The 24754-nt window shown below is 36.5% G+C and carries 10 protein-coding genes; all 10 read right to left on the bottom strand.

Annotated elements, in window-relative coordinates; genetic code table 11:
• Nucleotides 1-7 precede the first annotated feature (7 nt).
• Nucleotides 8-2398, bottom strand: coding sequence for an ABC transporter permease (locus tag WH188_RS18015; protein ID WP_339424450.1), 2391 nt, complete (start codon nucleotides 2396-2398; stop codon nucleotides 8-10).
• 63 nt (nucleotides 2399-2461) lie between these two features.
• A complete protein-coding gene (locus WH188_RS18010; protein WP_168128214.1) occupies nucleotides 2462-4822 on the bottom strand; it encodes an ABC transporter permease in 2361 nt (786 codons plus the stop codon).
• A 164-nt stretch (nucleotides 4823-4986) separates the two neighbouring features.
• Complete coding sequence (locus tag WH188_RS18005) at nucleotides 4987-7350, bottom strand: ABC transporter permease (protein ID WP_132773475.1); 2364 nt, start codon at nucleotides 7348-7350, stop codon at nucleotides 4987-4989.
• A gap of 54 nt (nucleotides 7351-7404) precedes the next feature.
• Complete coding sequence (locus WH188_RS18000; protein ID WP_168128213.1) at nucleotides 7405-9786, bottom strand: ABC transporter permease; 2382 nt, start codon at nucleotides 9784-9786, stop codon at nucleotides 7405-7407.
• A 132-nt stretch (nucleotides 9787-9918) separates the two neighbouring features.
• Nucleotides 9919-12291: an ABC transporter permease gene (locus WH188_RS17995; protein ID WP_168128212.1), complete on the bottom strand. Its 2373-nt coding sequence runs from the start codon at nucleotides 12289-12291 to the stop codon at nucleotides 9919-9921.
• Between the two features lie 158 nt (nucleotides 12292-12449).
• Nucleotides 12450-14855, bottom strand: a complete 2406-nt coding sequence (locus WH188_RS17990; RefSeq protein ID WP_168128211.1) for an ABC transporter permease — start codon at nucleotides 14853-14855, stop codon at nucleotides 12450-12452.
• 53 nt (nucleotides 14856-14908) lie between these two features.
• A complete protein-coding gene (locus WH188_RS17985; protein ID WP_168128210.1) occupies nucleotides 14909-17314 on the bottom strand; it encodes an ABC transporter permease in 2406 nt (801 codons plus the stop codon).
• Nucleotides 17315-17360: 46 nt separating this feature from the next.
• Nucleotides 17361-19760, bottom strand: coding sequence for an ABC transporter permease (locus WH188_RS17980; RefSeq protein WP_168128209.1), 2400 nt, complete (start codon nucleotides 19758-19760; stop codon nucleotides 17361-17363).
• Between the two features lie 71 nt (nucleotides 19761-19831).
• Nucleotides 19832-22231, bottom strand: a complete 2400-nt coding sequence (locus WH188_RS17975) for an ABC transporter permease (RefSeq protein WP_168128208.1) — start codon at nucleotides 22229-22231, stop codon at nucleotides 19832-19834.
• A 54-nt stretch (nucleotides 22232-22285) separates the two neighbouring features.
• On the bottom strand, nucleotides 22286-24685 hold the full coding sequence (locus WH188_RS17970) for an ABC transporter permease (protein WP_168128207.1): 2400 nt from the start codon (nucleotides 24683-24685) through the stop codon (nucleotides 22286-22288).
• Nucleotides 24686-24754: the final 69 nt, after the last annotated feature.

The raw sequence follows: 24754 nt of genomic DNA, 5'->3' as shown, positions 1-24754 counted from the left end.
CAGTAAATTATTCATCCCGTAAACAATCAATTGGATTGACCATAGCAGCACGGACAGTCTGGTAACTTATTGTTAAGAACGAGATGAGTAAAGCACTGCCACCGGCAAGTATAAAGATCCACCAGTCAAGTTCAATATGATAAGCAAAATTGTCTAGCCATTTATGCATTGCAAACCAGCCAAAAGGAATGCTAATAGCGAGCGCAAGAACTACTAACCTGAGGAAATCTACACTTAATAAGCTAACAATTTTTATAACAGATGCACCAACAATTTTCCGGATTCCAATCTCTTTAATTCTTTGTTGCACCGTATAGGTCGAAAGTGCAAATAATCCCATACACGCTATGGAGATAGTAATTAATGAAAAAAGTTGCATCGCTCGTGTTGTCTGTTGATCCTGTAGATAAAGTTGATTAAAGTCGTCATTTAAAAAATGATAGTCATAATTGTTTTTCGGAGCGATCTCTTTTACAATCGTTTTGATCTGATTCAATGCGTCTTGTGTAGGAACTCCAGCATGCAGCTTAATAAAGATATTTCCGAAATAACCATATTCAGGAAAGAGCACAACAGGAGTGATTTCATTATGTAAAGATTTAAAATTAAAGCTTTCAACCACTTGTTTTACAGTGCCCTTGCGGCCATTTAAATTTATTTTTTTACCGATTGCATCTTTAGGAGTCCAGCCCATAGCAGTTGCAGCTAGCGTATTAATAATAAAACTATTCTCCGGAGCGACGGTATCGCTTGCTCTTAAAATGTCCGTATCCGATAGGGAAGAACCAGCAATAGATTTAATGTTGAACACGGATACAAAGTCTTTTTCAATAGGAATAGCAGTGACATCAATAGAGAAGTCTGGAGCCTGTCCTTCTACTTCATTAATCGTATAGCCCCCCTGAATATTAACCGGACTATCATAAGATGCCGTTACGCCTTTAACACTGTTTAATTGAATTAGCTTATCCTTTAGCAATTGACGCTCTTTATCCTGCCATCCTCGGCCATCGAGCACCAATATATCTGAACGATCCAGTCCTGTATTTTTAGATTGAATAAATTTCATTTGTTGACCAGCAAATAATGTACAGATGATAAAAAATATGGAAATACAAAATTGGAACACAATCAGCACTTTACTCAAGGATATCCCTGTCTGTTTTTCGATCAGTTTACTTCTGAATATTGAAATCGGTTTTGAACTCGAAATCGAGTAGGCAGGCCAACCACCTGCAAGTAGTGACAGGATAATAAAGAAAGCTAATATTGCTATATAGAGGATAGGTTTGTTCCAAAAGTTGATCTGCATTTCTACTCCCATAAAATGACCGAATAGAGGTAACAGTAACCATGTTGCCACTAAGCTTACAATTAAGGATATCAAAATCATTAAGCTACATTCGAAGAGAAACTGAAAGAATATTGTTTTTCGTCCTGCACCCAGTACCTTCTTTACACCGATCTCTTTTTTGCGCTCAATCGCATTTGCAAGAATCAAATTGGTGAAATTAATGCAGGTCAAGACGATAAGAGCAATACCCAAAGCCATTAAAATATAAACATAGAGGATATTTCCTGTACCTGCAGTTTTTGAGTGCAAATGAATATCACTTAATTTTTCTACTTTAAAACCGAATTCATATCCCTGTTTAATAGACTCACTAAATTTGTCCTTAACCAGATTATCCAGTTTAAGTTGCACCGATTGAAAGCTTTGATCAGTTTTTAATAATCCTATAGTAATATCGTTAGCTGAATTCCATGAAGCTTCTTTATAGCGTGCTAGACCTTGGTTAGAGAGAATGGCAGAAAATCTGAACTGCGTATTACTTGGCATATCGGCTATTACCCCAGATACCTTCCAGTTCACTTTATCAATAATCAATGTTTTATTTATAGCCGATTCATTTGGAAAATATTTTTTAGCTAAGGTTTCTGTTAATACAATTTGATTAGGCTCATCCAATACATGTTTTTTGTTTCCCTCAATAAAATCATAATCGAGAATTTCAAATACGTTTTTATCAGCATAAATCAGCTTATTTTCCTTTAAAGATTGATTTCCAATATCAACTAATCCACCTTGTATATACGGATATAAACGACTGGCCTGCTCAACTTCGGGAAAATCAGATTGTAAAGTCTGTTGTAGACCTGTTGGCGTTGTACTGGATGAAACCATTTCTGGGCTATTTGGAGCCTTGTATGATAGGCTGAAATACGCAATGCGATCTGCATGAGAGAAAAAACGTTCATAACTGGATTCATGGTATATGTAAGTAGCTAATAACAAAAAGCAGGTTATTCCAATTGTTAATCCCGACATGTTCAACAGTGAAAACCCTTTATTCTTTCGAATATTCCGCCATGCTATTTTAATATAGTTTCGTATCATTTTTTATGCTTTAAAGCTTTTTTCATTAATTCATTCAGATAACCCTACAGTAAGTGTATGTTATTATTCATCCCGTAATGTTTTTACAGGATTTGTATTGGCCGCTTTAATGGCTTGTGTACTCACCGTAATAATTGCGATAGTTAATGCGGCAATCCCCGCTAAAGCAAAGACCCACCATTGAATCTCCATGCGGTAAGAAAAATCCTGCAACCATTTATTCATGATCCACCAGGCAATAGGTGAGGCAATTAAAATGGCAATAAGAACCAATTTTACAAAATCTCTTGAGAGCATCGCTGTTATACCTGTTACAGACGCACCCAATACTTTGCGGATACCAATTTCTTTCGTTCTCAATTCCGCGATGTACGATACCAGTCCAAATAATCCAAGGCAAGATATAAAAATGGCTAATGTAGAGAATATGAGTGCTAACTGAGCTGTTTGTTGTTGCTCTTTAAACTTTGCCGCAAATTGCTGATCAACAAATTTGTATTCAAAAGGGTACGCCGGATTGAATTTTTTGAGTACCTGCTCCATTTGTTTCAAGCTCTGTTCTATAGGTACAGATGCAGGAGTACGAACAACCATATTTAACATCCACTCTTTGGCAGGATGAATAAGAAGTGGAGTAACTGGACTGTATGGAGATCCGCTGATGTAATCATTGATAACTCCTATAATTGTAAAGTTATTACTTCCCCATTTCAAAATGCTGCCAATAGGATTTTTCAATTTCATTTCTTTGATAGCAGCCTCATTTACGAGTACCGACATACTATCAGAAGCCAATCGCTCGAAGTCAATATCACGACCTTCGATCAATTTTAATCCCAGAGTTTTAACAAAATCACTCTCAGCTTTTCCAATATTGAATACGATTTTTTTTCCTTGTTCAGGGGTAGATCCTTCCCATGAAAAATTACCCCCTGAATTGGAATTGTTTTGGGTAATTGACCATCCGGTACGGGTCACAGCTTGCGCAATATCCTTATTGATCAATTCAGATTTGATAACTTCATAATTTTTTGTCATATCACCTTCCATTGGAATTTCGATCAGTTGTGAAGGTGAGTAACCAACATCACGTTTTCCTGCATATTCAATCTGTTTATTGACGATCAGGGTTGCAATAATCAAGATTAAGGCAACTCCAAATTGGAAAACAACTAATACTTCACGGAAATTGAAGGCAAATCTTTGAGACTTTCCAGATACTTTCAATGATTTAACGGGTTTAAAAGACGATAGCACAAATGCAGGGTATAACCCAGCTAATATTCCTGTAAACAATATAAATCCGAGAAGAGAGACCCAGATCATAGGATCTGTAATCGAAAAAACTAAAGGTTTGTCCAATACTTTATTAAATAGTGGGAGGGATATAGATGTTAATCCTATGGCAAGTATTCCTGCAATACAAGATAGTAGGACCGACTCTGTTAAAAATTGTATAATCAAACTGCTGCGTTGGGCGCCAACCACTTTACGTACCGCGACTTCTTTTGCTCGCTTTTGACTGCGCGCAGTGCTTAAATTAATGAAATTAATACAAGCGATCACTAAAATCAAAAATCCAAGACCAGCAACAAGTTTAACTTGGGTGATTTTGCCTCCAACTGGGATACCTTGTTCAAATTTAGAATACAAGTGCATTTTGGATACTGGATATAAAAAGAGTGAACCTTTCTGCTCATTATTCGTTTTCTTTGCAATGATATTGACTAGTTTTTTATTAAAGGCATCTACATTTGTCCCATTCTTTAGCTGGATATAAGTCATAAATGTATTTATGTTCCAAGTGGGAGATTGACTACTTGCATTGATTAAGGGAATCAGATATGTAAAATCAAAATCTGTATTGCTGGGTAAATCTGCTATTACTCCAGTCACCTGATAAGGTTCTTTGTTATCCAATGTAATCGTTTTGTTCAAAGGATCCGCATCCCCAAATATTTTTTTTGAGAGTCGCTCTGTTAGGATAATATTGTTTGGACCGTTTAATACTTCATTGCGATTACCCTTTAAAAGTTTGAAATCGAACATTTCAATAAAATTTGGATCAACTTCATTTCCTTTAGATTTTATCTTTTTATTATCAAAGGATAATAATCTATCGGTGCTCCAATACATACGAGCAGCATGCTCCACCTCTGGATATTCTGCTTTTAAAGTAGATGAAGCAGTTCCTGCTGTGATGTTTAGCAAGTTGATTTCACCCTCCTCGTCATATTTGTTCCAGAGTCTATATAGATTATCTTTATTGCTATAGAAATTGTCAAATTGTGATTGATTCTGTATCCAGATGCCTATTAACAATACAGCTGCCATACCAATAGCTAAGCCAATAATGTTAATGGTTGCATATCCCTTACTTTTCAAAAGATTGCGCCATGCTATTTTAATATAGTTCTGTATCATTTGTTTAAACTTTAGACTCGTATTTTTTTGCCACTTTTTAAGTTCAATCCATAAGCCAATGTTTTAAATTATTGCTAATCAGTTAATTGTTTATTGCTGTATCCTTCTTTAACTGTACGCTTTCGAACACCTAGCGTTCGTAAGCGTACAGGTTATGAGGGTGATTATTCATTCCGTAGTGTATCAATAGGATTTGATAAAGCAACTTTAATAGCCTGATAACTTACGGTGATTAACGTAATGAAAAGAGCAAGACCTCCCGTGACAGCAAAAATGGACCAGCTAATAGTAATACGGTAAACATAATTTTCTAACCATTTTTCCATAAAAAGATAAGCAAGCGGGGTGGCTATCATAAAACCGATAAAAGTAAGCCAGATATACTCGGTTGATAGTAACTTCCATAAGCCGAGCTCAGATGCGCCTAATACCTTTCGGATCCCAATTTCCTTTTCACGTTGTTCAGTTAAGAATGAAACGAGGGCGTACAATCCTAGGCAGGAAATCAAAATTGCAAGACCAGTAAATAAACTGGTTAAACTACGAATCATTTCCATCTGCTTAAATTGTTTCGCATATTCTTGATCTGTAAATGTGTATTCAAATACCAGATTCGGATCTATAGCAGAAAATTTCTCCCCGATATTTTTTAGTATTTGACTTTGATTTTCTCCATCTTTTAAGCGAAGTGTAATTTTGTTTTTAGGAAGGAAATCAAGAAAATAAACCGTTGGTGTGATTGATTTGAAAGGAGATTCCGACATTGTGTTCTGTATGATGGCAAGGATTCTGTATTTTACACCTCTAAAACTTAATTGCTTGCTATTCAAATCGGATACTCCCATATATTTTGCACCAGCTTCGTTTAAAATGACAGCAATAGAATCTGTTTTAAAATCTTTCGAAAAGTTTCTACCTTTCATAAATTTCCATTGGACAGTAGGAGCAAAATTTTCGTCAATAGTATATATGCCCATGATTGATCCTTCTTTAGCATCATTACCTTGCCAGGTAAATCCACCGCCTGTTAAAGCGAGATTGTTTACAAAACTAGAGGATAAAGTTGCGTTTTGGATTAGTCCCTTGTCAAACAATTCTTTTTTGAGGACGTCGAATTTTTTAATAATCTCACCGCTTGAACTCGTGACATTAACTAAATTTTTGTTGCTGTAGCCAATTGGACGATCTTTTACATAGTTTAATTGGGTGATGACGAGGTATGTGGCGATCATCATAAAAATAGAAATAGCGAACTGAATAACAACCATAATCTTCCGCGCTTTAAATTTACTATTTCCTTGAATTGATTTTCCTTTAAGTGCTAAAATTGGATTAAATGAAGTTAGGAACAGGGATGGATATAATCCGGATGAAAGACCAAGAAGAACGATGCTTAAGAAAGCAATAAGATAGAAAAATATCGAATGAAAAGGTATTCGTAATTCAGTTCCTATAAAACCGTTTATCCATGGAAGAAGTAAGAGTATAAGGGGGAGGCTGAGTATAAATGCTAAAAATACAGATAAGATAGATTCAAATAAAAAGCCCTGAATCAATTGGCGGCGATTTACGCCGATCGATTTTAATATACCGATTTCTTTACCTCTTTTGATACTTCTAGCGGTACTGAGGTTGATAAAGTTAATACATGCTAGCAAAATAATCAAAGCACTTACCAATGCAAACATCCAAACATATTGAATCTGCCCACCGATATTTTTACCATTTTTAAAATCATCATACAAATACCATTTAGACATAGGATGTAAAAGAACTTCAGGATCTATGTCTGTAAGTTTCGATTTTAAAATGGTGGTTGTCGTTCTCTCTAATGAAGGTAGAGAGAGCGGATTTTGAATAGAGGCATAGGTATGGAAAAAACAATTACCCCAACTTTGATCGGCATCAGGGTTTTGTTTCAGATAGTCGCAAAATGGCAATATATAATCCAATTGATGAAAAGTACTATTTTCTGGCAAGTCAGCATAAACGCCTGTTATCTGGTACTGCGCTTTACCGTTAAGTTCAACGACTTTACTTATAACGTCTACATCTCCAAATAACCGACGTGCTAATGATTCGGAAATAATCATTTTTGATGGTAGGGCAGGTGTAGATACGTCTCCTTTTATAGATTCAAATGTGAAAAGTTCAGAAAATGCACCCATTGCATACAATCCTTTGCCAGTGATCCTTTTTTCACCACTCTTAAAATTAGCATTTTCACGTTTACTGACTAAAGTAATATGTTGCATTTCATTTTTAAAATCAGATTGCAATAGCTTAGCCAATGGTATGGGAGTAGATCGATCTGTAGACTTCTCACCATTAAATGTACCTGTGATCATGACCTGGTAGATATCATCGTAGTTTTTGAAGTTTTTGTCAACAGAAAACTGCTTCATTATCCACAATGAACTAATTATGACGACTGTAAATCCCAATGCTAGACCGATTATATTGATAATTCCACTTAATGGATTACGTTTTATATTGCGTAGAAAAGTTTTAAAAAATAGTTTTATCATGATTTTGAATCAATTATTTTATTTAGCAATCTCTTTTATATGAAAAGGTCGTAACTATTCGTCTCTTAAACTATTTGCAGGATTGATAATTGCAGCCTTAATGGATTGAAAACTAACTGTAAGTGCCGTGATGAACAATGTGAGAATACCGGAAAATAAAAATATAGATATAGGTAAATTAGTTCTAAAGGCAAACCCCTGAAGCCAGTCATTTGCGAAATATAAAGCAAGAGGAATCGCAATAATATTCGCAATAATGACTAAGATGAAAAACTCCCGATTCAGCATTTGTATAATGTGGAAAACCGTCGCACCTAGCACCTTTCTAATCCCAATTTCCTTTGTTTTTACTTGTGCGGTGTATGTACATAAACCTAAAAGACCTAAACAAGATATTAAGATGGTTATGACAGCAAAGAAGTTAAATATGGTACCCTGTTTTTGTTCACTTGTGTATAGTTTTTGATAGCTTTCATCCAGGAAATTATAAGTGAAAGGCATATCATTATAGTATTGCTTCCAAATTTTTTCCATAGCGCCTATAGCATCAACAGTTTTATTTTCATTCGTTTTTATATAAAGCTGTCGAGAATTTTTTGGATTAAACTTAAAAACGATAGGTTCAATCTTCTGACGTACACTAGCGTAATTAAAATCTTTCACGACACCAATAATAGTTCCGGGTACAGTTCGGATTCTCAAACGGGTGCCAATAGGATTTTTTAACCCCATCTCTCTAACAGCCGTTTCATTTAGAATAAAATGGGTAGAGTCCGCTAATGAGCCCGTAAAGTTTCGTCCTTCCGCTAGTTTTATCTTAAAGAAATCGAGCGTATGCTGATCTGAATGCGTGATATTAAACCAGAGATTTGACTTTGCAGGTTTTCCTTCCCAATCGTTATCTCCAGTAGCATCACCGCCGTGTATCATATCACGCCCCAGTCGGATTACATCATTTATTCCTTCGTTTTTTATCAGTTCATTTCTGATGGCATCAAAATGTTCGCCCATTTTTGATCCCATAGGAACCGCGAAAATATGGCTTTTTTCGTAGCCAAGATTTTTGTTGCGGATAAACTCTAATTGACGACCAATGACAATTGTCATGGTTATCAAAACAATAGAAACCGTAAACTGTAATACAACTAATACCTTTCTGGAACTAGATTTTTTCATTCCCAGATTACCTTTTAAGACTTTGATAGGATCAAAAGTTGATAGCAGTAAAGCCGGATAGATGCTCACTAAGAGAAGTGTTCCAATCAGTAAGATGAAAATGTAGACCCATAAATTAATACTAGTGAGATCCAATGATATTTGTTTTCCAGAGAAGTTATTAAAAGAAGGGAGAAAAATAAAAACGACCGTTATCGCAATGGTCACTGCAAAAAGAAACAACAATGTAGTTTCTATGATAAACTGAAAGAAAAGTTCCCTTTTGCCAGCTCCAATAATTTTTCGAATTCCGACCTCTTTGGCCCGATTTAAAGAACGGGCAGTCGAAAGATTAATATAATTAATACTCGCTATTGCTATAATCATCAGGGCAACTCCCATAAAAATATGTACAGCGCCGATTCCTCCATCGCTACCATCCATGTGGTATAAGTGAACTTTAGATAGTGGTTGTGCTACGTAAGGTACAGGTGTATCTTCAGGTTTATTGCGCTCATGTATCTGTTGTAACTTTTTAGTTAAAGCAGTGAGGTTCGCTTGGGGAGTTAGCAGTAGATAAGTTTCAAATGAAAAACTGGACCAATCCATATCCATGGATGACAAATATGTTTTGTTGTCATAAGTGGTTTTATTTTTTACATATGCCTGCTCATTAAACCTAGAAAGGGGAAGAAGTACCTGCAATTGTAAACTCGAATTTTCGGGATAATCTGCGATAACACCCGATACCACACAAAGTTCATCTAGACCTATGGTGACCGTTTTACCAATGGGATCTTCATTTCCAAAATAGCGTTGGGCAGTACTGGCTGTGATGACAATCGAATTGTTGTCTGGAAAAGGTAACTTTTGAATGCCTTGAACCAAAGGAAAATTAAATACAGAAAAATAGCTCGGATCTACAAAAGCAAAGCTTTTCTCGATAAATATTTTCTCTTTATATTTGATGGGACCATCTCCAATTTTGAGGATACGTACGGCGTCTTTTACTTCCGGAATCTCTTTTTTTGCAAAAGTGCCAACAGGGGCAATGATATTCTCAAATATTTTTTTAGTGATTCCAGTTCCACCTTCAATACCAATTTTATAGATCTTACGCTCATTTTTATGGAATCTGTCAAAAGATAGCTCATCCTGAATCCAAAGTAGGAGGAATATCCCTACGACTAATCCCGCCGACAATCCTAAAATATTAATGGCTGTATAGAATTTATTAGCGAAAATACTTCGCCATGCGATTTTTATATAATTCTTTATCATGATTGAGGTGATTGTCAGTGGTTAGATTTAATTGGTCACTATACTGTTTTCGTTAACATAGAAAGCCGTCGGTTTCACAATCCGACGACCTTCATTTCACACTTAATACTTAACTTATAAAACACATACTACCTATTCATCTCTTAGGCTATTGATCACATTTACTTTTGCCGCTCGAATGGCTTGATAACTGATGGTCAATCCTGCAATTAATAGCGCTATACTTGCGCCGATTAAAAATATCCAAACATTCAATTCTGTTTTAAAGCTGAAATTAGCCAGCCATTCATTTGCAAAATACCAGGCAAGAGGACTTGCAATTAAAATTGCGATGATGAGTAAGCTCACAAACTCTTTACCTAATAACTGAACAATTTGTGGTATGCTAGCACCTAAGACTTTGCGGATTCCGATTTCTTTTACTTTCGTTTGTGCCGCATTGGTGGCCAAAGCTAAAAGACCTAGTGAAGAAACGAAAATTGCGATCGAAGCAAAGATGTTGAAAAGCAATCCGGTACGTAAGTCCGATTTGTACATTTTATCGAATTTGCTATCCAAAAATGTATATTCGAAAGGTTGTTCCGAAGGATAACTATTAAAAATCGTTTTTACCTTCTCAATTGCCTTTTGAGCATGTGAAGCAGTCGTTTTAACATATAAGGTACCTGCATAACGATGAGTCCAAAAGACTAGAGGTTCAATCTTATTCTTCAGATTACTGAAGTTGAAATCCCTTACAACACCAATCACCGTTCCGGGTACCTCATGTAATGACATTTGCGCGCCAACATACGGTTTTTCCAATCCCAATTGTTTTGCCATCGTTTCGTTGATGATATAACTTGATGAGTCGGCAGGTGTTCCTTTGATATTACCACCCTCGATGAATTCCATGCCCATCATGGGAATAAAATTTTTGTCTATTGTAGCTTGGGTTACTATGAGTGATTGATCTTTAGTACGATTTGGCCAGTCGATATCTCCAGTTGAACTGCCATAGTCCATTGGATTATATATTCCATTAATGGAATAGGAAACAATGGAAGGATCTTCAGAAAGTTTGGACGCTACAGTAGATTTATTTTCAACGGCTCCTTCATTGAGCTCTACGGTAAAAATATATGAAGTGTCATATCCTAAGTTAAATTCGCGGATAAACTTCATCTGCTTTTCAATAACCAAGGTGCAGATGATTAAAATAATTGATGATACATATTGAAATACAACCAAGCCCTTTCGGAAAATACTATTTGTGGGTTTGGATGATTTGCCTTTAAGTGCTGCAATAGGTTTGAAAGATGACAGTTGAATAGCAGGGTATATGCTGGAAAATAAAACGGTCATTAGTAAAGAAGACCCTATTAAAAGCCAAAGCGTGGGATTATTCAGATTAAAAGCCATTGATTTTCCCGAAATACTGTTATAAGTAGAAAAGGATAATCCAATCCATATAACTGCAACGCAAGTTGCTAAGGTAAATGTCAGGAAGGTTTCGGCCATAAATTGAAAAAATAGTTGTTTACGGCTTGCGCCCACAATTTTTCGAATACTTACCTCCTTAGCACGGTCCATAGCCCGAGCTGTAGCAAGATTAACATAGTTAATAGCGCCAATAAAAAGTAGGAGTAAAGCTACTGCACCAAATATCTGCACCATGCGTAAGGCTGATTTGTTTCCGTCAGGATCGATTAAATGTTTATCAGCAAGTGATCCTAATTTAAAAATGGTATTTTTATTACCTTCTCTAGCTTTAATATAGCTATTATTTATTTGAGCAATTGCTTGATCAGGGTTTGCTTCTGGAGTTAATTTGAAATAGGTATCAAAGGAGTAATTACCAAGATCTTCATCAATCGTTTTCCATATTCCATTCCCTCCATTTTCAGTAAAAATTTTTGCACGATAGGTCATTGGAAAAATTGCATCGTATCTTAATGTTGAATTCTGCGGCATATCAACGAAAACTCCCGTGACGAAAAATGGTGTTTTCTCAAATAAAATCATTTTGCCAATGGCATCTTCTCCTTTAAATAGTTTTTGACTTAGCGCTTCGCTTATGGTCACTTCGTCTATATTTGTCAATAAGTTTGGCTTACTGGATTGCAGTAGCGGAAAAGAGAAGAACTTAAAAAATGAACTATCTGCATAAGCCATGGATAAACCCGTATAAGAATCTTTTTGGTTCTTTAGGCGAATGATGCCAGAATACTCGCGGGCTATTCTCACTGATGATGCTATTGCAGGAACGTCTTTTGCATAGAATGCAACTGGCCCAGGTGTGTTACTAGAAATGTTTTCTTTACCACCTCCCTTCCAGATGTTATGGACATTGTATATCTGTTTATAATCTTTGTGGAAACGATCAAAACTGATTTCGTCCTGTACCCATAGCAATATCATAATTGCTGTGGCAATACTGATCGAAAGTCCTACGATATTGATGGCGGTGTAAAACTTGCTTTTTTTTAGATTTCGCCAGGCAGTTTTAATATATTTAAAAATCATAAAGGTTTAATTGATTATATTTTTGTTCCTTTTCTAATTTTAAAGGCCAATCCCTAAGCCATTATTTTAATATTCTTGTATACAGGTGTTTAGGGTGAGTTGTGTATTTGCATAAGTGTACGTTTCCGAACAGTTGGCGTTCGCAAACGTACACTAAATTACTGATCTCTTAAACTATCAACAGGATTTGCCTTTGCAGCTTTCAGAGCTTGATAACCGACAGTTGTTAAAGCAATGAACAATGCACTTACTCCCGCTATACCAAACATCCACCATTGCATATCAATGTGATAAGCAAAATTATTGAGCCACTTACCCATTGCCCAATAGGCTACCGGTATGGCAATGCATATAGCAATAATGACCAGCTTGATGAAGTCAAGAGATAATAATTGTATGATTCCAAAAACACTAGATCCGAGGACCTTACGGATGCCAATTTCTTTGGTGCGTTGTTGAGCGGTATAAGTCACAAGCCCCAAGAGCCCTAAACAGGCAATAAAAATTGCAAATCCTGAAAATGTGGTAAAAATTCTTTGGAAACGATAATCTGCTTCATATTGACGTTTAAAACTCTGATCCAAAAATGTATAATTAAAAGGAATCTGGGGAGCTAGACCTGTCCAGATCTTTTCGATGCGGGCAATAGTTTCCGGTTGATTCGCTTTTTGCAATTTAATCGTTATAAATTTGCTGCTCCACGGTGATAATCGCAAAGCAAGTGGTTCAACCTTATTATGTAAAGACATATAGTTAAAGTCTTTTACAACGCCGATAACCTGTCCCTCTTGTCCCCATTGCGTAAAACGCTTTCCAATAATATCCTGTGAATTATTATAGCCCCAAAGTTTAGCTGCAGCTTCATTGATTATCATGGAGTGCGCAGTGTCGGCAGGAAAATCCCGGGAATAAGCCCGTCCTGCGACCATTTCAATCCCCATGTTCGGGATAAAATCAATATCCACCTCAAAAAGTGCAGGACCCAACATCGTCATTTTTCCTTCTTTAGTCTCTATCTCTGTGCCCGCATTAGGGAAAAATGTACCCGGAACACTGCGCGATGATGATACCGCTATGACGTCCTTATCTCTCTTAAACGTATTTTTAATTGCTTCTAAATTCTTGTTGACCCCATCGTCAAAATTATAATCGATAACCAGCATCTGATCTTTCTGAAAACCAAGATTCGTATGTTGCAGGTGATATAATTGTGAAAAGACAATACAGGTTCCTGCAATAAGTACAATGGATAAACCAAACTGAAAGATTACTAATCCCTTTCGTAAAAATTGCCCTCCAGCAGCAGTTTTAAATGTTCCCTTTAAAACTTCGATAGGTTTAAAACGCGCTAAAATAAAAGCCGGATAACTAGCAGCAACAATACCGGTTATGGTCACGATACCTAGAAAGATACTGAATGTTGTCAAATTGAATAGACTGCTCCATGCAAAATGTTTCCCTGCAAAGGCCTCCATGGAAGGAAGAAGTACGATAACCAATAGCAATGCCAGTAATGCAGCGATAAAAACTAAAGCTAACGACTCACACATAAATTGAAGAATCAAATTACGGTGGTTCGCGCCAATCGCTTTTCGCACACCTACTTCTTTCGCTCTCTCCATGGAACGAGATGTAGCCAAATTCATGAAATTTACACAGGCGATGAAAAGGATAAATAGCCCTATGATAGCAAATATGTACAGATTCTGTACGCTCCCCGTTACACCAGGCTGTCTGCCTGCAGACGAATGCATATAGGCATCCAGTATAGGTTCGAGTTGGAAATTATACTTGCCCTCTGCAGAAGGAACATTCTTTTTGAGAAATTGCGGAATTTTCTTATTAAAATTAGAAAGGTTAAATTGATCGGATACCAGTATGTAAGTATAAAAATCGACATATCCCCAGCTTTCAAAACGATCTGTAAAAGCTTTTCTAAAGGTACTCATCGAGAGCAAAGCATCAAATGTAAAATGGGAGTTGGAAGGAACATCTTCAATAACCGCTGTGACTTTGTATAGTCCCGGATCTGCCCGTCCGGAGGCAAGTCCCCCTTCTAGTGTTTTGCCAATCGGATTTTCATTTCCAAAATATTTTTTGGCTGTACTTGCAGTTAAAACAGCAGTATAGGGTGCTGTCAAAGCAGTTGTTGGATTACCAGCCAGTACTTTCCAGCTAAAAACATCAAATGCAGTTGAGTCCATGAAAAAAACACGTTCTTCCTGAAAAACCTTTTCCTTATTCTTTAAAGAAATGGACGTAACTCCTGAAAATTGAACCACATTCTTGACTTCTGGAAAATCAGCTTTTAAAGCTGGACCTATAGGCGCAACACCCCATACATTTTTTCGGATTAATTTCTCGTTGTCTTCGAAAGAATTAATAACACGGTAAATGCGGTCTTTATTTACATGGTATTTATCATAGGATAATTCATCATGAATATATAAGACGATTAATAAACAGCAAGCTAACCCTATGGCTAGCCCAACGATGTTGATGGAAGAATAACCCTTGTTTTTCCAAAGGTTTCTCCAAGCGATTTTTATATAGTTCTTAAACATAGTTTATAATTTAGAGTAGCGATTTATTTAGGACTACTTATGCTTTAATTCTTCTATTCATCTTTTAAACTATTAACAGGATTGGCAACTGCTGCCCGTATAGCCTGTGAACTGACTGTAAACAGTGCAATGACGACAGCTAAAAGTCCTGTAACAGCAAACATCCACCATTGAATGTCGATGCGATAAGCGAAATCTTCCAGCCACATGTGCATCATCCACCAGGCAATAGGGGAGGCAATAATGATGGCAATGACCACTAATCGAATAAATTCAAAGGATAACATACGCGCAATATCAGGCACAGAAGCACCGATTACTTTTCGGATTCCAATTTCTTTTTTACGTTGATGCGTGGTGAAAATCGCCAATCCCAATAATCCAAGGCAGGCAACAAAAATGGTCAGTGACGCAAAGATAGTCAGTAATTGTCCGGTCTTAAGTTCCGACTGATAGGTCTGATTATAACGATCATCAAGAAAAGAATAATCAAAGGGAAGATCCGAAGGATATGCATTGTAATACTGTTTTACTGTTGCCAGTAATTTTTCCATGTCTGTCGCCTTAGTTTTGATAATCAGATTTCCTGCCTGATCATTCAATACCATCACCAAAGGAGCAATAGTTTCATGCAGCGGTTTAAAATGAAAATCTTCAACAACACCGATCACCTGCAAGACTTTATTATCCTTATCGGTTAATGTTCGACCAATGATATTATCTTTCCAACCTAGATTTTTGGCAGCAGTTTCGTTGATCACAACCGATAGGCTATCGTTGCCATAGGTTGTTGAAAAATTGCGCCCTTCTTTCAACTTCATACCCATGGTAGGAATGTATTGCTCGTCAACATCATAACGGAGAGTTTTTACCCATTGGTTAGGGCTCTCTTTTGGATAGATAAAAAAATTGTTATTGTAGGTAGCTCCCGCAGGAAGATAAGACGAGTGTGAAACATGTAGTACGCGGCTATCCTGAGTTAGGCGTTCAGCGAAATCTTTTTCGTTAGCTCCTAGAGGCCAGCTTTGAATAATGACAACATTTTCCTTGTCATAACCAAGTTTGATATGACGCATGTAGTCCAGCTGACGACTTACCACTACAGTGCTAAATATCAATCCGACTGAAACGATAAATTGAAATACCACAAGGCCACTTCTTAATCCCAGACCATTTCCAGAGGCGTTGAACCTGTTTCTTAAGATCATTATAGGATTAAATGATGATAAGTATAGAGCAGGATAACTACTGGAGAATAAACCGATCAGTAAACCAAATCCAAGTAATAAAGGAATTGTTGTGATGAAGGAAAGCTGTCCGATCTCCAAATATTTTCCCGAAAAGTGATTAAACAAGGGGAGTGCAAGTAATACAATAGCTATAGCTAATACTAAAGCAATATAAGTAGTCAGAATACCTTCGGTGAAAAATTGAATCAACAGTTTTTGTTTTCCAGCTCCTAATACTTTTCTTACGCCAACTTCTTTAAATCTTTTAGACCCACTGGCGGTCGATAGGTTCATAAAATTGATCGTAGCAATCAGGAGCATAAAGATGCCGATTACTCCAAAAATATAAAGGTATCTGATATTGCCAGACGGACTCAGGTCATATACAAAGTCAGAGTGTAGATGGATATCAGTTAAAGGCTGCAGATAAAGTCCGATCTTATTCCCGGTCTTTTTGTAATCTTCATAACTCATTCCGAAACCTGCCATAAACTGAGGTCCCACATGCTTGTCAAATAAGGTCGCGAGTTTAGTCTCCACTTGTTTAACTGTTACATCTTTTTTTAATAGCGCATAGGTATAATATTCCGAAGTCATCCAGGAAATAGATCGTGCATCTTCAAGCGCATCGATGGAAGTGAAAATATCAAAATTAAAATGAGAGTTTTTGGGTATATTTTTCATTATACCCGTTATTTTAAGAATTGTCCCATTTCCCTTTATTGGTAGTTCTTTCCCGATCACATCAATGGTATTGAAGTATTTACGTGCCATCGTTTCAGTAATAATAGCAGTATTCGGCTCCGCTAATGCGGTTAAAGGATCTCCTTTCAATAAAGGTAATGTGAATATCTTGAAGAAGGATGCATCAACATATGCTAAATTGGCATCGTGAAAAACCTGGTTGCCTATTTGAAATAGCGGAACTCCTCCCATGCGTAAGCGAGCCGTTTCTTCGACATCCGATAATTCAGCCTTCATCGTTGAAGCAACAGGTGGCATGATATGAGCTTCCTTGATATCGCCACCCTTTACTTTTCCTTTAAAAACTACGCGAACGATGCGGTCAGCCTGTTTATTAAAACGATCATAGCTAAGTTCATCAGTGATATACAGACTGATGAGTAAGCAGGTCGCAATGCCTAAAGCTAATCCACATACATTGATTAATGAAATAGAAATATTTCGCTTTAAGTTTCTTATTGCTATTTTAATGTAGCTCTTGATCATGGCTGTAATTATTTAAGATGTTAACATTAATGTCTAAATTTTAGCTTTATTCATCGCGCAAACTCTCAACGGGATTGGCGTTTGCGGCTTTGATGGAATGATAGCTCATGGTAATAAATGCAATAAGCAAAGTAATCACTGCAGGAATTGTAAACATCCACCAGCTAAGCGTAATTTTGTAAGCAAAATCATTCAGCCAATGATTCATCGCCCACCAGGCAATTGGAGATGCTATCAGAATCGAAATGAAAATTAATTTGATGTATTCTTTGGATAGTAATGCAATGATTCCAGAAATTTTGCTACCCAATACCTTACGGATTCCAATCTCTTTTGTCCGTTGGGCTGTAGTAATCGTCACAAGACCAATCAGTCCTAAGCAACTTAATAAAATGGTTATTGAGGTAGACAAATTGATTATTTTTGAAAACTTCGTATCGTTTTCATATTGATTTTTTATTTGCTGATCATAAAATTCGTATTTAAATGGAGCATTTGGATAGTATTTTTTCCATTCCTTTTCAATTTGTTGCAAGGCAGATGGCCATTTTTCCTGATGATCCGGCAATTGAATACTCATATTCTTTAATTGTTCTTTTTTGTTTGAAGGTCTGAGCTCTAAAGGGCCAATTTTACTGTGCATATTTTTACTGTGAAAGTTATCAATCACGGTAACGATTTGTCGATCCTGATCATCTATTTTTACAAAATTACCAATAGCCTCTGATGCAGATTTAAATCCTAGTTTCTCAATAGCCACTAGATTTAGAGCAATACCTGAAGCTGTGTCCGATAGTTTAATCGCTCGACCAGCCAGTATATTGATATTGTATAATTTAAAATAGTCATCATCTATAAACTTAAATTGATGATCCACCCGTACTTCTCCGGTATCACTTTTTACAACGATCGAATTACCCCAATGATCACCGCTCATCGGGAGATGCCCCAAAGAAACGTGTTTGATGACAGAAAGTCCTTCCAAAGCATGCTTATAGGTGAAGGGATCCGTATCAGCATTTTGAAAGCTTTTATGTGGAAGCTGTAGCGTAATAATTGCTTCTTTGTTGAAGCCAAGTTTACTATTTAAAGAATGTTTAAGTTGCATTCCGATGATAAACGTGGACACAACAAATATTTGAGCAATCACAAATTGAAATACAATAAGTGTTTTTCGTAAAGACAGGCCGCCCATTTTCACTTTACTGCCTCCTGTAATTTTGATAACTTCGGAGATTTTAACTCTATTAATGAGCATGGCCGGATACCAACTAGATAGTAGTGTGATTAAAATTGTCGTCCCGGCTATAAATGATAGAACCATTAAGTTGTCAGCAAAACTGTACATCTGCTGCGGAATGTAGGAACTTAAGCTCGATTGGATAATTTTAACTAGTGGCCATGATAATAAGAGTGCCAATATTGTGATGATAAATGTTTCGAGAAAGAAGATGACGGTTATTCTCTTTTGGCTCTCTCCCAATGTTTTTCTGATACCTATTTCCTTTGCTCTATGTGGAACTTGGGCTGTCGTTAAATTGATATAGTTTATGCAAGCAAGTATCAGTAGAAAAATTCCGATGCCAATAATGCCATACATTGTTTTTTTGTCGCTACTTTTTTGTGCAAATGATGTGAAATGTAATTCAGATAGCGGAATTAAGTTTGATGACATACTGAAGCCGTATTTTTTAAATTCTTCATTGGTCATCTCATGGAATTTAGCATTAACCGATTTTAAAATGGGAGCAATAACGTTCGGCAATTTAACCTTAATAAACATCTGCCAATTGGAATTAGAATTTGTCCAAGTGGTACTTGTCCAATCCTTTTCCGGAATCTGCATAAATTCTTTACCGATAAAACTACTTGGGTAAGCTAGATCTTCCACGATTCCAGCAACTGTAAATAACGTACTGTCGTAGGATAAGGTTTTGCCAATAATATCTGCAAACGTGTTTTTCGGGAAATATAATTTTGCTCTTGATGCCGTCAAAACCACTTCATTAGGGTTCTTAAATACGATATCTTTATTTCCCTGCAACCAGCGATAATCGGTGAGTTTGAAATAATCTGGTGTAGTTCCAATAATTTCCTTTGGGTCTTCAAAAGCTAATGCTTTAGTATTCGGTAAACTGACCTTTTCAAAATATTCACTGAATACAGGAACAGATAATGCTACATCAGAAAAATTATCTTTTACAAAGGCGGGTAGTGGTGCAGGAATACCGTCAAAATGATCTGTTTTGTTGTTTTCAAGATAGCTCGTGTGGACTTTATAAATCAATTCCTTATCAGGATGTTTCTGGTCAAAACTAAATTCATAATTGACAATACGGAATATCACCCAACAGGCACTGATACCGATGGATAACCCTACAATATTAAGTAAGGTGAAGAGGCGGTTGCGCCATAATTGTCTAAATATTAATTTAAAATTGTTCATTATCGTAAGGTTTATTATTGATTTTACTGACAGAATCAATAGTGTTTTTTTTAGTATTGATTAAAAACGATTTACTCATCTCGCAAACTTTCTACAGGATTTATTAAAGCAGCTTTTAGAGCTTGATAACCTACGGTTACAAACGCGATTATCAGAGCAAATAAGCCAGCAATCGCGAATGACCATAATGGGAATGCAATTCTATCATTGAAATCTTGAAGCCAATGAGAAAATAGCCACCAAGCTATAGGTATAGCAATAAATAATGAAAGTATAATCAAATTTAGAAAGTGGCCGGAAAGCAATTGAACGATTTTAAAAGTACTTGAACCAAGTACTTTACGTACTCCAATTTCTTTTTTTCGCTGCTGAGCGGTAAATGCCGCTAAACCAAATAAACCCAAACAAGCAATAAAAATCGTTAAAATGGAGAATGTTGAAATGATATTATTTGTTCGGTTCTCGGCTGTGTAATATTTCTTGATGTGTTCATCTAAAAATTGATAATCAAATGCTGCCTCAGGAACCTGTTGTGTAAATATTTGTTGGACTTGGCTAATATAGGAAGATACATTTTGCGTATCGTATCGAATAAGTAAATAACGATAACTTTCATTGGGGATGTGCATACGGTAATACATATACCCACCAATGGATTCTTTTAAACTTTGAAAGTTAAAATTTCGAACGACTCCTACAATAGTCGTATTTGGAGTTATTTCAGTTGGAATATTTTGTCCTACAGCATCGCTTGGATTTTCATAGCCTAAATAGGCAGCAACTACTTCATTAATCAAAATATAACAGGTAGAATCTGTAGGAGCTAATACTTCCGGCAGATCCTTTCCTGCAATCAGCTGTAGTCCTAGTGTGGGAACTACAGCTCCAAGACTACTTGAAGTATTGATTGGTAGACCTTCATTCGTATCACCTGGTTTATGCATTGTTTTTCCACTTTCACCAAAACCAGGGAATGTTTGTAAAGTAGCGATACTAACAGTGCCTGTTAACTTTTGAATAGATTCTTTAATATTCTTTAATTTGTCCATAGAAGGCACGGAGCGTATTGGAATCGTAACAATGTTAGTCGCCTGATATCCGAGATCTTTTTTAGAAATATGTCTCATCTGTAGCGAAATAATGATAACGCCAATAATCAATATAATAGAGCAGGTGAATTGAAATATAACCAAACCCTTACGTAGGTATTGAGCAATCTTACCTTGTGTGATGACATTTTTCATAAGGGAAAGGCTCGGAATATTGGCCATCATAAAGGCAGGATAACTACCCCCTACAAGCGTTATAATTAACCATATAGTCAGGCAGATGCCCATATTTTCTAGGGTAAATAAATGAGGAACAGCGAGACCAGAGCCAATAATGTGATTAAATGTAGGGAGTGCTACAAGAGCCAAAATTATTCCAACAGTAATAGACAAAAATGCAATAATACCTGTTTCAATGTAAAAACGAAATTTAATCTGGTTGCGATGTGCTCCCAAAACTTTGTTAATTCCTACTTCTTTTGCATTTTTTTGCGAGCGAGCTGTCGCAAGATTCATATAATTAATGCACGCAATCATGATAATAAGAAAGGAAAGAAAAAATACTGTTTTAACAGTTTTTATATTTCCTTCTCGAGTAGACATATTATCGCGTAAATCCTGTGATTGTAAATAAACTTGGGATAAAGGTTGTAAGTAAAATTTAGTGAAATATTGATTGTCCTTTGGTACATACTTATCAATAAGGGCTGTTGCTTTTTTTTCGATTTGAGCAGGATCAGTGTGATTGCTTAATAAGCAAAATGTATAGTAGCTTGCGTTAGACCAGTGCACATTTTTTCCCATCCAAGAATCCATCATATTCAAAAAAATGTCGCCTTCAAAGGAACTATTTTCCGGAAAATCCTGAAACACACCCGAAATGTTTAAAGTATCTCGTTGATTAATAATTATTTTTTTATTTAATGCAGGTCCTTTACCAAATATTTTGTTTTTCTTACTGGATGAAATGACAACATTTTTTGGATTTGAAAAGGCAGTAATACTATTTCCTTCTATAAATTCCACATCAAATAAATTAAACAAGGAGGAGTCGGTGAGATAAATATTTTTTTCGATGAAATTATTATCATTAGCACGGACAGAACCAAATCCTGTAAAATCTAGCCTTACCAATCGGGCGGTTGATTTTACTTCAGGAATATCATCTTGCATTGCGGGACCAACCGCATTAGGAAGATTGCTCCATTTCTCATAATTATATTCCCCGTTGGATTCCAATAGAACACGATATATATTGGCTTCCTTCTTAAATTGCTTATTAAAACTTAATTCTTGGCGACCGTAAGTTATCAATAGGATAGCAACGGACAAGCTTATGGCTAAACCAAATATATTGAGAATACTGAAAAATCTATTCTTCCAAAGACTACGCCATGCGATTTTGATATAATTCTTTAACATAATTTTTTTATAACACAGGCTATTAAAACCGGTAAGTGCTTTATTCTTTATATACTACTCATTCCTTAGATTATCAGAGATATTTGAACGGGATGCTTTTACAATATGAATGCATATCGTACAGGCTGCGACAATAAGTAAGACAGCTGCCGATAGTACAAATTGCCACACACTAAGAGATATTTTATAAGCGAAGCCTTGCAACCAAGCATTTGTCGCCCACCAACCAAGCGGGATCGCAATCAATACAGCTAAAGCAACTAGACGTAAAAAATCTTTACCAAGTAACATTCCTAAATCGCTTAAGTCTGCTCCCAGAATCTTACGGATACTGATTTCTTTTGTCCTACGTCCAATTAAAAATGCAGTTAGCGCGAATAACCCAATAATGGCCATTGCAATGGCTGTAAATCCAAAGAAGGTGACGATGCGTTTTAAGCGCAGATGACTCGCAAATAGTTGTTGAAAATTTTCATCTAAAAAAGAGTGACGAATTCCTAAACCAGGTTCAATACCTTTCCATAGTTTCTCAATACCTGCAACCGTTTTGTGCGTGTCACCGCCAGAAAGTTTAACCAAAATCGCACCTCCTGATTGAAAAACACAAGCATCATTACCTATCGTGAAGACAGTCGGTTGTATTTCCCGCTCAAAGCCCAGCACATTAAAGTTTTTCACAATTCCTACCACCTCGATTGGAACACTATCACAGTCAGGGTAACTAATATATGCTCCTCCAGCATGTTTAAGACCTAATTTTTGAGCTGCGGCCTCATTGATAATAGCCGATCTTGTATGCTGGTCAGCATGATTGTCATTGAATGACCTGCCGTCAACTAAATCAATGTTGAGCGTTTTAAAATAATCCTGATTTACTTTGACCGACCCCAGGCGATAGGAAGCCCCTGCATGTTTAAAATTCATTGTCGATGTATCCGATAAAACATCACCAGGAACCTTGGTTGTTTTCGCCACAGACTGTACACCCGGTATACGAAGCAGTTCATTTTTAACCTGGTCAAAGTTTTCGTCTCTGTTTTTCTGTATGAATGCTTGCACACGTAGCACCTGTTCACTCGAGAACCCTTTGTCTGACTGCTGCATGTAAGTCAATTGCCGATTAACAACTACAATGCTGATAATGAAGAAGGTCGCCACAACAAATTGAACCACAATTAATCCGTTTCGTAAAGCAAGTCCTTGTTTTCCGGTTGAGTAATCACCTTTAAGAACTTTTGTGGTGTTATAGCGCGAGAGGAAAACGGCCGGATAAAGTCCGGAAAGCAAGGTGACAGTAACAAGGGAACCGGCAATCTGAGCAATTAATGACCACGAAGATGCTATACCAAATAAATTTAAAGAGACTCCGAATTCCTGATTAAAATAAGGTATGGCTACGCTTAAAAGTAGGAAGGATAAGAATAATGCGATGGTACATTGCAGGGCAATTTCCACCATAAATTGCCAAAATAAATTAGCACGGCTAGAGCCAAGAACTTTTTTGATCCCCACCTCTTTAGCGCGTCTCAAAGAAGATGCAATCGAAAGGTTACTAAAATTAATTGCTCCGGTAAAGAGAAGCAGTATAGCTAAAACCAATAAGATTGAAATCGTGCCAATATTGCTAGTTCCGTGTTTAGGGAAATTATGGATATCATGAACGGCATCGACAAAAAGACTTGTGTGATTGGCAGATTTGATATACTGATCATATGTCTTGCCTGTTTCTTTCATAAGTCTTTCCGTATAATAAATACGGTCTATTGCTGTCTCCAAATCATTTCCAGCTAGGATATTTTTGGTTTTAACATACGTATGGAAGGACCAATTTCCCCAATGATAGTTTTGTTTTTCAAATGGTGAACGGTATACGATTTCAATATTCAGATGAGTCGGCCCTTCTGGATTTTCCATAATTGCAGTCACCTCGAAATCAAATGAATTGAATGTTTTAATAGTCTTTCCTATTGGGTTTTCATTTCCGAAAAGTTTATTAGCCATCGATTCACTAATGACCATGGCATTTGGTTTTTGTAGAGGATTTAATGCATCTCCTGCTACAATCTTATATGGAAAGACTGAGAAAAAGAGTGAGTCTGCAGATATGGTACCACTTTGTGAAAATGTTTTTTCTCCTACAGAAAGAGGTACTTCAAAAGTAGCATCTGTTGAAATTTTAGTGCTAGATTCGATTTGAGAACCATTTTCAAGCAATAAAGTCGCTAAAGGTGCCTGTGTATTGGGAGAAATATCATTCTCGGCGTCACGAAGCGATACTTTATATACTTTTTCAAGTTCCGCATCCCAACGGTCATAATTAAGTTCATAGTTGAGGTATAATAAGATCATCAAGAAACTAGTTAGACCTACAGTGAGTCCAAGAATGTTAATAGCCGAGTACCCTTTGATTTTCCAAAGGCTACGAAAGGTTAGTTTTAAATAGTTCTTTATCATCTTACTTTACGTTACTGCAACTGTTACACTTTTACTTACAATCCTAATTCCGTTTTTTAGGGTTGCTAT

The organism is Sphingobacterium sp. MYb388, assembly GCF_037479535.1.
Classification (GTDB): Bacteria; Bacteroidota; Bacteroidia; order Sphingobacteriales; family Sphingobacteriaceae; genus Sphingobacterium; species Sphingobacterium anhuiense.
This window is presented reverse-complemented; position numbering and strand designations above follow the sequence as displayed.